The organism is Mycobacterium sp. (assembly GCF_036273375.1).
Lineage (GTDB): Bacteria > Actinomycetota > Actinomycetes > Mycobacteriales > Mycobacteriaceae > Mycobacterium.
The window spans coordinates 1-13,417 of sequence record NZ_DASUHS010000102.1 but is presented as its reverse complement, the minus strand read 5'-3'; the positions used below and the strand labels follow the sequence as shown (position 1 = coordinate 13,417).

The 13,417-nt window shown below is 67.0% G+C and carries 12 protein-coding genes; 8 read left to right on the top strand and 4 right to left on the bottom strand.

The annotated features are described in order from the left end of the window. Window positions 1–351, top strand: a 351-nt coding sequence (locus tag VFW69_RS09770) for an HNH endonuclease signature motif containing protein (RefSeq protein WP_526500589.1), incomplete at its 5' end; no start/stop codon positions are given. Between the two features lie 67 nt (window positions 352–418). On the opposite strand, the gene VFW69_RS09765 is transcribed toward VFW69_RS09770, so the two are convergent. Genes VFW69_RS09765 through VFW69_RS09755 form a run of 3 tightly spaced genes read right to left on the bottom strand, consistent with a single transcriptional unit; the run spans window position 419 to window position 3,587 of the window. Then, entirely contained in the window at window positions 419–1,234 is an 816-nt protein-coding gene (locus VFW69_RS09765) for an SAM-dependent methyltransferase (RefSeq protein ID WP_526500587.1), read from the bottom strand. Continuing rightward, the gene (locus tag VFW69_RS09760; protein ID WP_526500585.1) at window positions 1,231–2,061 is read right to left on the bottom strand and encodes a class I SAM-dependent methyltransferase; all 831 of its coding nucleotides are present in this window, start codon (window positions 2,059–2,061) and stop codon (window positions 1,231–1,233) included. The genes VFW69_RS09765 and VFW69_RS09760 overlap by 4 nt, the downstream gene beginning before the upstream one ends. Further along, window positions 2,058–3,587, bottom strand: coding sequence for an MFS transporter (locus VFW69_RS09755; RefSeq protein WP_526500583.1), 1,530 nt, complete (start codon window positions 3,585–3,587; stop codon window positions 2,058–2,060). The genes VFW69_RS09760 and VFW69_RS09755 overlap by 4 nt, the downstream gene beginning before the upstream one ends. A gap of 80 nt (window positions 3,588–3,667) precedes the next feature. On the opposite strand from VFW69_RS09755, the gene VFW69_RS09750 reads away from it, so the two are divergent. Together VFW69_RS09750 and guaA are read left to right on the top strand one after the other, a co-directional pair. Next, window positions 3,668–4,309 (top strand): winged helix-turn-helix transcriptional regulator, encoded by a 642-nt coding sequence (locus VFW69_RS09750; RefSeq protein ID WP_526500581.1) that lies wholly within the window; start codon window positions 3,668–3,670, stop codon window positions 4,307–4,309. A 73-nt stretch (window positions 4,310–4,382) separates the two neighbouring features. Continuing rightward, entirely contained in the window at window positions 4,383–5,969 is a 1,587-nt protein-coding gene (gene guaA, locus VFW69_RS09745) for a glutamine-hydrolyzing GMP synthase (RefSeq protein ID WP_526500593.1), read from the top strand. Window positions 5,970–6,087: 118 nt separating this feature from the next. Here the strand turns inward: guaA and VFW69_RS09740 are convergent, their stop codons facing one another. Continuing rightward, entirely contained in the window at window positions 6,088–7,173 is a 1,086-nt protein-coding gene (locus VFW69_RS09740) for a YncE family protein (protein ID WP_526500579.1), read from the bottom strand. A 155-nt stretch (window positions 7,174–7,328) separates the two neighbouring features. On the opposite strand from VFW69_RS09740, the gene VFW69_RS09735 reads away from it, so the two are divergent. The 5 genes from VFW69_RS09735 to VFW69_RS09715 form a co-directional block, all read left to right on the top strand. Next, a complete protein-coding gene (locus tag VFW69_RS09735; protein WP_526500591.1) occupies window positions 7,329–7,970 on the top strand; it encodes a methyltransferase domain-containing protein in 642 nt (213 codons plus the stop codon). A 198-nt stretch (window positions 7,971–8,168) separates the two neighbouring features. After that, complete coding sequence (locus VFW69_RS09730) at window positions 8,169–9,554, top strand: hypothetical protein (RefSeq protein WP_526500577.1); 1,386 nt, start codon at window positions 8,169–8,171, stop codon at window positions 9,552–9,554. Window positions 9,555–9,775: 221 nt separating this feature from the next. Beyond that, window positions 9,776–10,459: a DnaE2-dependent mutagenesis accessory factor ImuA' gene (gene imuA' / locus VFW69_RS09725; RefSeq protein WP_526500575.1), complete on the top strand. Its 684-nt coding sequence runs from the start codon at window positions 9,776–9,778 to the stop codon at window positions 10,457–10,459. Window positions 10,460–10,515: 56 nt separating this feature from the next. Continuing rightward, window positions 10,516–12,048, top strand: a complete 1,533-nt coding sequence (locus tag VFW69_RS09720) for a DNA polymerase Y family protein (protein WP_526500573.1) — start codon at window positions 10,516–10,518, stop codon at window positions 12,046–12,048. 661 nt (window positions 12,049–12,709) lie between these two features. Next, a partial coding sequence (locus VFW69_RS09715; protein WP_526500571.1) for a fatty acid desaturase family protein occupies window positions 12,710–13,417 on the top strand: 708 nt, incomplete at its 3' end.

Here is a 13,417-nt window from a genome sequence, read left to right as displayed (position 1 = left end):
GAGCATCGCGACCGCATGTGCGCGGTTCCTGGCTGTGGTGCCACCCGTGGTCTGCACGCCCATCACATTCGGCACTGGGAAGACGGCGGCTCCACGGAGTTGGCCAACCTGGTGCTGGTCTGCCCTTATCATCACCGGTTGCACCACCGGGGCCTCATCACCATCACCGGCCCCGCCGACGCACTCAGCGTCACCGACAACACCGGCCGATTACTGAGCCCGGGATCGTTGGCGCGCCCACCAACTCGACCCCCGCCCGCGGTGGCGCCCTGCCCGGGGCCTACCGGCGAGCGCGCCGACTGGTGGTGGTACGCACCGTTCCAACCTCAATTACCACCCACAACCAACTAGCTTGCTTACCGGAACCCGTCACTATCGGCAATGTATTGAAGCTCAAACTCCCTGGGCTGCATAAAGTTCAGCATCCACCGGTCGCGCGCGCCACACCCCGGATTGCCCGCAAGCGTCCGGCGTCCAGGGCGCGGGTGAGGTGTCCGAATTTTCGCCGGAAATCAGCGACGAAGGCGTGCAGGCCCAGTGGGTTGGCGGGCTGGTCCAGCATAGCTTGCATGAGCGCGGCCGCCTGGTCGGTAAGGTCGTTCCAGTGTTCGATCGCAAACCCGGCGGTCTCCACGACGGCGCGCAATTCATCGGGGGTGGCCAGGTGGCTGCGCGCGGGGTGATCGGCCCACGGCATCGGATAGTCAAGTTCGCGGTGATCGCCAATCGCCAGGTCCCACATCGCTAGTAGCCCACCGTCTTTGAGTACTCGGCGCGTTTCGGAGTACAGGCGCGCCTTGTCGGCTACGTTCATCTGGACGTGTTGGCTGATCGCGACGTCGAAAGTGCCGTCGGCCAAAGGTAGTTCGGTCACGTCCGCCTGATGAACAGAGATCAGGTCATCGAGCCCGACGAGCCGATTGAGCCAACGGTTGGTTTCGCAGTATTCGCCGGTGAGATCCACGGCGGTGACCCGGCAGCCGTAGCGGTCGGCGATGTAGCGGGCGGTGCCGCCGACCCCGCTGCCGGCGTCGAGGACCGCACTCTCGCTTGTGATCTGCGCCAGGTCCACCAGCTGCGTGGTGGCATAGCGGCCCATGGTGTGGAAGTCCTCCAACAGGGCCAGGTCGGCCGGGGTGAGGTGGTCGAGGTCCTTGCCGGCGGAGATCAGCGCCCGCTCGATGTTGTTGCGCGACAAGCCGGTCGAGTACTGGTCCTGGATCGTGTCATTCATTTCTGGACCTCTGCCCATGCGGTGATGAGGGAGGGCATCGTGAAGATGGCGTTGGCCGCCAGCGCCTCCTGATGAAATCGTGGCACGAACTCATCGATGTCGGCGAGCTCGTCGATGGCGAAGTCTCCTTGTTCCGCGACGGGGGACACCAGTCGCCAGACTTGGGCGGCGTAGGCCAACAGGTCGGTGTCGGCGGCGGTACCGATCGGCGTGCCCTGGGTGAGGCGCGGGACGCCCAGGCCTGCGTCGGTGAAGACGCTGTGCAGTGTGTTGCCGAACGCAGCGCTGAGTCCCATGGTCTCGAACGCTCGCACGATCCCCGCCGTCACCTGCCCGAACAGCGGTATGTCCGGGATGCTGCGGGTCGCCGTGATGTCGTTCTCGGAGAACGCGACAACCCCTCCGGGACGCACGAAGTTAGCGAGGTGCCGCAGCGTGGCGGCGGGGTCTGGTAAATGCATCAAGATCAAACGGCCGACTACCGCGTCCACCGGTTCATCCAGCACGATCGAGTCGACGGCGTCCAGGATGAAATGCACTGTTGACAAACCCTTTTCGTGCGCACGGGCACGGGCGAGCTCGACCATCGCGGGCGCGGCGTCGACGCCCAGAACGGTCCCCGTCGGACCGACCAACCGCGCGGCGACAAACGACACGTCGCCAGGCCCGGACCCGATATCGAGCACCCGCATGCCCGGCCGCAGCCCGGCGAGTCGCAGCGCGTGCTCCGTGTAGTGGTCGTATAGCCGTCCTTGCAGGAGGAGCCGCTGCACCTCCGCGTCGGCGTGGCCCAAGACGTAGGTGCTGCCTTGTGGTGCGGTGCTCATCGGAGTGTCCTTTCCTGTTGACGCGCCGGTTCCCTGGCTGGGAGAAGCCAGCCGACGACGATCGCCGCGCCCAGCGCGATGCCCGCGCACACCAGCGAGCTGACCTGTAGCCCGTCCAGGAATGCGCGATCGACGGCGGCGCGCACATGTCCGGCTTGCTGTGCGGGCAGCCGCTGAATCACTGTGTGCGCCAAAGCCATCGAGTGGCGCATCGCATCGGCGGGCAATCCCGTCAGCGCGGACGTGCCGAGGTGCCCGGAGTACACGGATGCGAAGATGCTGCCCGCGATGGCGACGCCGAGGGTGCCGCCCAGTTCGCGTGTCGTGTCGTTGACGGCCGAACCCACACCGGCCTTGTCGACGGGCAACGATCCCATGATCGCCTCCGTGGCCGGCGAAAAGGTCAGGCCGAGGCCGCCACCGAGCAGCAGCATCTGTGTGGCGATCTGGATGTACGGCGTGGCGCCGTCGGCGGTGGACGCCCAGGCCAGGCCGGCCGCGAATACGGCAAGACCCGCGACGACGACGGCAGTGGTGCCGACGCGTTCGACCAGCCGGGGCCCCAGGATGCTAGCGAGCGCGATCGAGGCGGCGACCGGTAGCAAGCGCACGCCGGCCTGAAACGCGGTGTAGTCCTTGATGAATTGGAAATACTGGGTGATGACGAAGATGAAACCGAACAGGGTGAGGAACCCGGCGGTCACCGCCAGGCTGCCGCCCGAGAACCGGCGGTTGAAGAACACCGAGACGTCGAGCATCGGATGGGTAGTGCGCCGTTCCCAGCGCGAAAACGCGGCGAGAACCGTTGTGGCGAGTGCGAATCCGGCCGCGGTGCGGCCGTCGGTCCACCCCCAGGTGGGCGCCTCGATGACCGTGTAGACCAACGTCGTGATCCCGGTTGCGGACAGGATGAGGCCGGGCACGTCGACGCGTGGCGCCGCAGGGTCGCGCGAGGTCGGCACGAACAACGCACCGCCGATGATGGCCAGTGCCGCGATCGGAATGTTCACCATGAATATCGAGCCCCACCAGAAGTGTTCGAGCAGCCAGCCGCCGCTGATCGGCCCCACGGCCACCCCGACACCGACCATGGCCGCCCACAGTCCGATCGCCTTGGCGCGCGGTACCGGGTCGGTGAAGATATTGGTGATCAGTCCCAGGGTGGTCGGGAAGATCACCGCGGCACCCACCCCCATGGCCGCGCGCGCGGCGATCAACGCGTCCGCTGAATTCACCTGCGCCGCAACCGCGGAAGTGACGGCGAACAGTGCCAGCCCGGAACTCAGGTAACCCCGCCTGCCGTACCGGTCGGACAGGCTGCCCGCCGAGAGCAGCAGCCCGGACATCACCAGGGTGTAGGCGTCGACGATCCATTGCAGTTGTGCGGTGTCGGCACCGAGTTCACGCGACAGCGTGGGCAGCGCGACGTTGACGATGGTGGCGTCGACGCTGATGACGAAGACGCCGAGGCAAATGACGGCGAGCGCGGCGATGGGGTGATTCCGGAACGCTGGGTCGGTGCGCATGGACAAGACAGTAAATAATGTAGACAAATAAATCAAGTAATAAGTTGAATAAAATATCTATCGCCAGGTAGGCTGGCCTGGTGGCGTCCCGCAGGAACTACAACCAGAACTGCCCGATCGCGCGCGGCCTCGATGTTTTGGGCGAGCGGTGGACATTGCTGATCCTGCGCGAGCTGGTCGGCGGAGCCCGTCGCTACAGTGACCTGCGGGCCGAACTGCCCGGTATAGCAACCAATCTGCTCGCCGAGAGGCTCAAGGAGCTGCAGGACGCCGGGCTCGTCGATCGGTGCGACCTACCGGCACCGATCGGTCGCACCGTCTACACGCTCAGTGACCTGGGTTGGCAGCGGGTGCTGCCCATCCTGCAGGGCCTCGCGTGGTTCGGGGTGGACCACCTGGACCCGATCGGCGATGCGCCGGTATCACCGCTCAACGGGTTTCTTGCCGGCATACTGCTCGGCTTCAACTCCGGTGGCGCGGCGGGCGTGGAGGCGACGTACCGCGTCGAGATCGACGGTCGCCGTTTCGAATTCGCCGTAACGCAAGGCCGTCTCGGCGCGGCCCGCGGCGAGCCCACGGTGATTCTGGCCGCCAGCGCGGCCGACCTCGTCACCGCCCGACTGGGGGCCGACGATGGCGAGCGCACCGCCGCCCTGCGGCGAATCGAGTTCAACGGCGACGCGGCTGCCGTCGGCGCCCTGCGCACCGCGTTCGCGCTCTAGGCCGCGCCGGGCGGAGACGACGCAGGCAGCCACTAGACTCGCGTGCGTGGCCGACCCCACTGAAACCCCTGAAATCGAGGTGTCCGATGCGTCCGGATCGCCGGCTCGACCGGTGCTCGTCGTGGACTTCGGTGCGCAGTATGCGCAGCTGATCGCCCGCCGCGTCCGCGAGGCGCGGGTGTTCTCCGAGGTCATCCCGCACACCACCACGGTCGAGGAGATCAAGGCCCGCGACCCGCTGGCGTTGGTGCTCTCCGGGGGGCCGTCCAGTGTCTACGCCGACGGCGCTCCCCAGCTCGATCCGGCGCTGTTCGATCTCGGGGTTCCGGTGTTCGGCATCTGTTACGGGTTTCAGGCCATGGCGCAGGCGCTGGGCGGAACCGTCGCGCACACCGGCACCAGCGAATACGGTCGTACGGAGCTGAAAGTCCTTGGCGGCGCACTGCATTCGGGGTTACCGAGTTCGCAACCGGTGTGGATGAGCCATGGCGATGCGGTCACGGCCGCACCGGACGGGTTCGAAGTGGTGGCCCGCAGTTCCGGTGCCTCGGTGGCCGGCTTCGAGAACCGGCAGCGGCGCCTTGCGGGCGTGCAGTACCACCCCGAGGTCATGCACACCCCGCACGGGCAGCAGGTGCTCAGCCGATTCCTGCACGACTTCGCCGGGCTGGGCGCGGACTGGACCCCCGCAAACATCGCCGGTGTGCTGATCGAGCAGGTGCGCGCCCAGATCGGTGACGGTCGGGCGATTTGCGGGTTGTCCGGGGGCGTGGATTCCGCCGTGGCCGCCGCGCTGGTACAACGGGCCATCGGTGACCGGTTGACCTGTGTCTTCGTCGACCACGGGCTCCTTCGGGCCGGGGAGCGCACACAGGTGCAACGCGACTTCGTGGCCGCCACCGGCGCCAAGCTGGTCACCGTCGATGCGGCCGACACCTTCCTGGAGGCGCTCGCGGGAGTGACCAATCCCGAAGGCAAGCGCAAGATCATCGGCCGCCAGTTCATCCGGGCCTTCGAGGGCGCGGTGCTAGACATCGTGCAAGACAGTGGCGCGCACGGGGATTCCGACGTTGAGTTCCTGGTGCAGGGCACGCTGTATCCGGACGTGGTGGAGTCCGGCGGCGGCAGCGGCACCGCGAACATCAAGAGCCACCACAACGTTGGCGGTTTGCCCGGCGACCTGAAGTTCAAACTCGTCGAGCCGTTGCGGCTGTTGTTCAAGGACGAAGTGCGCGCCGTCGGGCGCGAGCTGGGCCTGCCGGAGGAAATTGTTGCGCGCCAACCCTTCCCGGGACCCGGCCTGGGAATCCGGATCGTCGGCGAGGTCACCGCGCCGCGGTTGGACACCCTGCGGCGTGCGGATTCGATCGCACGCGAGGAGCTGACCGCGGCGGGCCTGGACACCCTGATCTGGCAGTGTCCGGTGGTGCTGCTGGGCGACGTCCGATCGGTCGGTGTGCAGGGCGACAACCGCACCTACGGCCACCCGATCGTGCTGCGGCCGGTGACCAGTGAGGACGCCATGACCGCCGACTGGACCCGGGTGCCCTACGAGGTGCTGGAGCGCATCTCGACCCGCATCACCAACGAGGTGGCCGAGGTCAACCGCGTGGTGCTGGACATCACCAGCAAACCACCCGGCACCATCGAATGGGAGTAGCCGGCCGGCTTCGACCGATGGCCGTAATTGTGTTGCCGGCACGCGGGCGGTAACTGTGCGAGTCTGCCAGTGGCCGGCGCGGCGCCCATGGCGGCCACACCGCGGCGATGGCACATCGTCACGATGCGGTGTTGATGATTTGGACGACGCCGGTAGCGGCGCCTGCGACGAATAGCCGGCCCGTGGATGCGTCGACCCCCAGGCTGTAGGGATTCTGCGCCGTAGGGAATCGCTGGATTTCGCGGGGATTCTGCTGGCTCATGTCGTATCCGATCACCTCGTTGGTTCCCGAGGAAGCCACCCAGAGCCGGTCGCGGGCCCGGTCGTAGGCGATACCGTATGGGCCGCCGGGCTGGGCGATGCTGGTCACTTGCTTGGGGCTTGGTAGCGGGCTGAATAGCCGGATGGCATCGCCGCGAGTGTCGGTGGCGATCATGCGGTCGTGGCGGTCGGCGACCAGATGGGTGGGGCCGGCGCCGGCTTGGGTCGAGCCGATGATGCTCAGCTTGTCGGCGTCGTAAACGGTGAGCGTATTTGCCCGGGCGTCGATCATGCCGATGGTGGTGCCGACAGCGGCCATCCCCGCGGGCTGCACTGCGTCGGTGAAGACTTTGATGATCTGCTCGCCGCGCAGCGCGGTCACCGTGCCGCCGAGTTCGTTGCTGACCATGACGGTGCCGTTGGCGGCCGCCGCGTCATGCGGGGAGGTACCGGTGACGATGGGTCGGGTCACACCCCCTTGGGGCAAGTCGACCCGGATCAGCGCGTTGGCGGTTTCCACCGGCACCAGTAGCGGCCCGCCGGGCGCATTGAGCTCGACGTGACGCACCGAGCCCGGTAGCGGGATGCGCGCGGTGATCGCCGCACTATCGGCGTTCAGCAGCACGAGCGCATCCGGGCTGCGGGTGGCCACGGCCACGGTCCGGGTCACGTCGTCGACGACGACGCCTTCGGCGCCCGCCCCGACCGGCACCAGTTGCCCGGGCGGCGGCGCGGCGGGCGCCGGCGCGGTTTGCGGCTCAGCCGCCGGCGGCAGGCCGGCGGCCGGCGGTCTGGTGCCCTCGGTGGGCACCCCGGAACGCGCGATGCCGGTTGTAGACACGGCCGACGAGGACGAACCGGCCGAAATTCCGCCGTGGGCGCATCCCGTCAGCGTCACCGTTGTCACTATGGCAACGACCGCCAGCAGACGTTGTGTGTTCACCGCTGTCGCAGTACCCGCAATGCTGCGGGTCAAGCGTTTGCAAGCCTTCTGTCCCTTTGCTGGTGTAAGTGACGTGATCCCGGGGTATGGGATGCAACGCCGCCGGCGTGCGCTGGCGGCGACCGGTGAAAGTGCAGCGTGAGGTGGGTGGTGGGATGCTGGGAGCGCTTTATGAGCGGGCGTTGGACGGCCAGCGATGCTGGATCCGTCGCGACGACGGGCAGGCGTGTATTTTGCCCGTGGCGCGTTGGCTGGGCGGGCGCGAAGCTGACGAGTCCTTCGACGGTTCCGTGGTGGACATGTGTGTTGGTCCTACGATCGAATTAGGTTGCGGGCCAGGTCGTTTGATTGAGATGCTGAGCCGGCGCGGTATCCCGGCATTGGGCGTGGACCAGTCGGCTACGGCGATCCGACTCGCGCGCCTGCGCGGGGCGCCGGTTGTGCATGGCGACGTATTCGCGCCGCTTCCGCAGACCGGGTACTGGCAGACGGTCCTGCTGGCCGACGGCACCATCGGACTGGACGGTGACCCGGTGCGCATCCTCACCCGAGCGGCCCAACTGTTGGCGCCCGGCGGATGCTGCATTGCCGAATTCGAACCCGATGCCGGCGGTGTGCGGACCGGATGGGTGCGTTTGGAGTCAGCGGACGCCGTAGGGCCGTGGTTTCGGTGGGCTTGGGTCGGCATCGACAGCGCCGCGGTTGTGGCCACGCAGGCCGGGCTCGCCGTCACCGATATCCACACCTTTAACCAGCGGATAGTGGCGAATCTGACCAAGCCACTAGTGCCCGCGTAGTGATAGCTGCCTACTTCCTGGTCTGCTCGCTGAGTAGGGCGCGGCGGCGAGAGACCGCGATAGGCGGCGAAACCGACCCCGAGAATTGCCCACTCAGCTACGACAATGTGAGGACATCCTGATCGCCTTCGCGCCGTGTCTGTTGCCTGGGAGCGGCACGCTGGAGCCGCTCGATGGCAGGCAATGCTCGGGGAGTTGATGTCATTGGGAAAGCCCCAGCAATCGAGAGGCGGAAGAGTCCGCGGCGAGGCCGTCGCAGCGGCGGCGGCGGTCCTGCTGGTAACGGCCGCTTTCGTGGTGCCGCACCTGCATGCCGGCGTCGTCATGCCGCTGATTCATGCCGATGCCAAACGAATTCACCAATACGCGGAAACTGCACCGGTTTTCGGCTGGTGGAAAACGCACGTCGGGTGGGGAACCCCGCTGGCGATCCTGATTGGCACTGCCACCGTGCTATGGGGCCCGATAGTGGCGCAACGATTGCGCTGGCCAATGCTGACGGTCGTGACCTGGGTGACGTCGTGTGCCTGGGCGTTTTCGTTGGCGATGATCGATGGCTGGCACGATGGCTTCGCGGGCCGATTGACCACTCAACACGAGTATCTCCGGCAAGTGCCCGGCATCACCGACGTCGCGACGGCGCTGCGCACTTTTGCGCGCCGCATTCCCGACTTTCAGCCCGACTCGTGGATCACTCATGTCTCGGGGCATCCACCCGGAGCTCTGCTGACGTTCGTGTGGCTCGACCGCATCGGTCTGGGCGGCGGCGCATGGGCAGCGACGCTGTGCCTGGTGGTCGGGTCGAGTGCGGCCGCCGCGATCGTCGTCACGTTGCGCGCCGTCAACGGCGAGTCCACCGCGCGTTTGGCCGCACCGTTTGTCGCGGTTGCGCCCACCGCTGTCTGGATAGCGGTGTCCGCCGATGGGTACTTCGCCGGTGTCGCCGCATGGGGCATCGCGACACTGGCCTTGTCCGTCACCGAGCGTGTGCGCGCCCCCTGGGCGGCTGCGGCCGGTTCCGGATTTTTGCTGGGCTGGGCGATCTTCTTGAACTACGGCCTGGTGTTGATGGCTTTACCGGCGGCGGCCGTACTTGCCACCACGCAACGGCAACGCGCGGCGTGGACGGCCGGTGGCGTTGTGGCCGCTACGGGGCTGGTGATCGTGTTGGTGTTCGCGTGGGCGGGGTTCTGGTGGTTTGAGGGGTACACGCTGGTGCAGCAACGGTATTGGCAGGGAATCGCCAGCGACCGGCCGTTCCAATACTGGGGCTGGGCCAATCTGGCATCGGTGGTGTGCGCGATCGGTCTCGGCGGCGTGGCCGGTGTCAGTAAAGTGTTCGACTTGGGTGCGATCCGCAGGCGCTCGGGTATTCACGTAGTAGTCCTCGCGGCTTTTCTCGCGATCCTGTGCGCCGACTTGTCCATGCTGAGTAAGGCCGAAACTGAACGCATTTGGCTGCCTTTTACGGTGTGGTTGACCGCTGCCCCTGCGCTGCTGCCGCGCTCCTCGCACCGCTGGTGGCTGACTTTGAACGTGGTTGGTGCGCTGATGATCAACCACTTCATTTTCACGAACTGGTAGGAGTTTGCCGGTAGCACCGCAGTGCGTGCGAGTTCTGGGCGAAGCATTGCGAACGGCTCTTGAGCCTGGTGACTCGACTGTGGCTATGCGGCGACGCCCGCAGGGCCCGAGGTCGTGTCCCTCACGTCGCTTGACGGTTGTCAGAGGGCGGGTGTTTACTTCGAAATGTATCGAACATACATTCGAATAAATTCCTCGGAAGCTGGTGATAGGAGGCTGTGATGACCGCGGCTTTTGCCTCCAGTCGCCACCAGGAAACCCGTGCTGAGCAGCTGGAATCGCTTCGTCGGCGGATGGCGGGCATCTCCGGGAAGAAGGCCGCGCCGGCCGCCGCCGCGCCCGCCGAGGACCTGCTACCGAACTCGGAATCCCAGTTGGCACTCCCGCCCTGGCTGGCCGAACTGCTGCCCGCGCCGGTGCCGCGGGGGACGGTAGCGGTGCTCTCGGGTGCCCGGTCGCTGCTGTTGAGCATGGTGGCCGCCGTCACGGCGGCCGGCGGCAACGCCGCAATCGTCGGCCAGCCGGACATCGGGCTGCTGGCCGCCGCGGAGATGGGGGCGGATCTGAGCCGGCTCGCGGTGATACCGGATCCCGGCACCGATCCGGTGGAGGTGGCCGCGGTACTCGTCGACGGCATGGATCTGGTGGTCCTGGGGCTGGGCGGGCGCCAGGTGCCGCCCACCCGGGCGCGGGCGGTGGTGGCCCGCGCCCGGAACAAAGGCTGCACCCTGTTGGTCACCGGCGGCGATTGGCAGGGGGCACCGACGCGCCTTGCCGCCCGGGTCTGTGGTTATGAGATCACCGCAGACGGCCGTCCCGGATTCGGCCGGATCGACAAGGTGCGGCTGCAGGTCAGCGGGACGTGCGCGGGACGACGGGTGATGACCCCAGCGCGAGCCGGGTAAGCCCCGTGGCTGGTCTTTCTGGCCCTTCTGGCTCAAGGGTTTTGGCGATCTGGTGCATGGATTGGCCCGCCGTCGCGGCGGCGACGGCCGCGGGTCTGTCCGCGACCGCCCCGATCGCGGTCACGCTGGCCAATCGGGTGATCGCCTGCTCGTCGGCCGCCCGCGCGGCGGGGGTGCGGCGGGGGCTGCGACGCCGGGAGGCGGCGGCCCGATGCCCGCAACTGCACGTCACCGCCGCCGACGCGGACCGCGACGCCCGCTTTTTCGAAGCGGTGATCGCGGCGGTGGACGACCTGGTGCCCCGCGCCGAGGTGCTGCGGCCCGGCCTCCTGGTATTGCCGGTGCGCGGGGCGGCCCGCTATTTCGGGTCCGAGGCCATCGCCGCCGAACGGCTGATCGATGCGGTGGCCTCGGCCGGCGCCGAGTGCCAGGCCGGGGTCGCCGACCAGTTGTCCACCGCGGTCTTCGCGGCGCGGGCGGGCCGTGTCGTCGAGCCGGGGGGTGACGCGAGGTTTTTGTCGGTGCTGTCCATCCGCCAACTTGCCACCGAGCCGAGCCTGTCCGGCGCCGGCCGCGAAGAGCTGACGGACCTGTTGTGGCGGATGGGGATTCGCACCATCGGGCAGTTCGCCGCGCTGTCGCGCAGCGACGTGGCTTCCCGGTTCGGCGCCGACGGGGTGACCGCGCACCGGTTGGCCCGCGGCGAACCCGAACGGCCGCCGTCGGGCCGGGAGCCGCCGGCCGAACTCGAGGCCGTGCTGGACTGCGACCCGCCGATCGACCGGGTCGATGCCGCGGCGTTCGCCGGTCGCTCACTGGCCGGCCGGCTGCATCAGACGCTGATGGCCGCCGGCGTGGGATGCACCCGGCTGGCCATCCACGCCGTCACCGCCAACGGCGAAGAACTGCACCGGGTGTGGCGGTGCGCCGAGCCGTTGACCGAGGACGCCACCGCCGATCGGGTGCGCTGGCAGCTCGACGGATGGTTGAGCAGCCGCACCGCGCGCAATCCCCGTCCCACCGCCGCGGTGACGCTGTTGCGGCTCAAGGCGGTGGAGGTGGTCTCCGCCGAGGCGCTGCAGTTGCCGCTCTGGGGGGGCCTGGGCGAGGAGGACAGGCTGCGGGCTCGCCGGGCGCTGGTGCGGGTGCAGGGTCTGCTCGGCCCGGAGGCGGTGCGAGTGCCGGTGCTGTCCGGCGGGCGCGGTCCGGCCGAGCGCATCACGCTGGTCCCGCTCGGCGACGAGCCGATACCTCGGGCCGATCCCGATCCGCCGTGGCCCGGCCGGCTGCCCGAACCGTCACCGGCGGTCCTGCTTGACGACCCGGTGGAACTGCTTGACGCCCAAGGGAACCCGATACGGGTGACCATCCGGGGGCTGTTCTCCGCCGACCCCGCGCGCATGATCGCCCACGGCCGCGACGAGCGGCTGTGCTGGTGGTCCGGGCCCTGGCCGGTCGACGAGCGATGGTGGGATCCCGAATTGAGTAAGGGGCGCACCGCCCGCGCCCAGGTGTTGCTGGAGAGTGAGCGTGCGCTGCTGCTGTGCTATCGCCGGCGACGCTGGTATGTGGAGGGAAGTTACGAATAGCTCACGGCACCTCGTCGACCGTCTGCACTGCATCTGTCGAGCATCTTGCACCGGGTGACTGGGAGCTGCGACACGGCTTCGAACTCGCCCGGAGCCGGGTGCTGCTGTTGTGTGCCAGTGGATATTTGACTCGCCGATGCGCAGACCTTCCATCGTCTTGCGCAGTTCAGCGACGTCATCCTCATCGAACAAGACCGCAGCGAGCCCAGCCCGCGCACAGTGTTGGTGGTGGGGATGCTCACGCTTATGTCTGCAGGTTTTGACAGATCTCGATTTCCGGGGAAGTGATCCTGCTGTGTCAATCAATGACTTTTTGTTGAATGTTCTGTGGTTCAACGTGTTTCGGTATCTGACAGATCAGAGGATTCGGCTGAGGTCGGCGAACTCCGGCGCGTGAGGCTGGTGGGGACTTCGAGCCATCTGCACAACCGATCCCGTTGGATGCACAGCGCTGGGTTTCTTTCGACCCACGCCGGGTATCAGGTGAGCAGGTTTTCTGCGCGGAGACTCGAGGCCGAAATCGAGACGCGGTCGGTCATCGCACGCAGCTAAGGCGTTTCCGCCGCAGGCCCAGGTTCCCAAGCAGCGAGGAACCGTCCCCCAAGTTTTCCATTCATGAGTCGCGGCCTGAGTGGGCTCTGCCAATCCAACCGAGGAATTTGTGGCCATTACCGACGTCGCGCAGTATGCGCATTTGAGCGAGAGTGATATGGAAGCACTGGGCGCTGAGCTCGACACGATCCGCCGCGATATCGAAGACTCCCTCGGCGCGCATGATGCCACCTATATCCGCCGCACGATCGCTTTCCAACGCGCCCTGGAAGTCAGTGCGCGATTGCTCATCGCCGTCAGCCGCTCGAAGGCGGGATGGGTCGTGGGGACCGCGGCACTGGCCTTCGGCAAATGCGTCGAGAACATGGAGATCGGGCACAACGTGGGCCATGGCCAGTGGGATTGGATGAACGATCCCGAAATACATTCCACCACTTGGGAATGGGACATGGCCGGATTGTCGTCGCAATGGCGATATTCTCACAACTACCGCCACCACGTGTTCACCAACGTCCTGGATATGGATGACGACCTGGGATTCGGCGTGATGCGGGTGACCCGTGATCAGCCGTGGCAGCCGCGTTACCTGATGCAGCCGCTACGCAACCTAGTGTTGGCAATCGGATTCGAATGGGGCATCGCCCGACACGGCGCCCATGCCGCGCAGGTCCGCGCCCAGACCAAAGAACAAAAACGCGCACAATCACGCGCGGCCATCACGAAAATCGCGCGGCAGATGTCCAAGGATTACCTTATTCTTCCCGCGCTGAGCCGTTCTCGGTGGCGCCGGGCCCTGGGTGCGAACATAGCGGCCAAT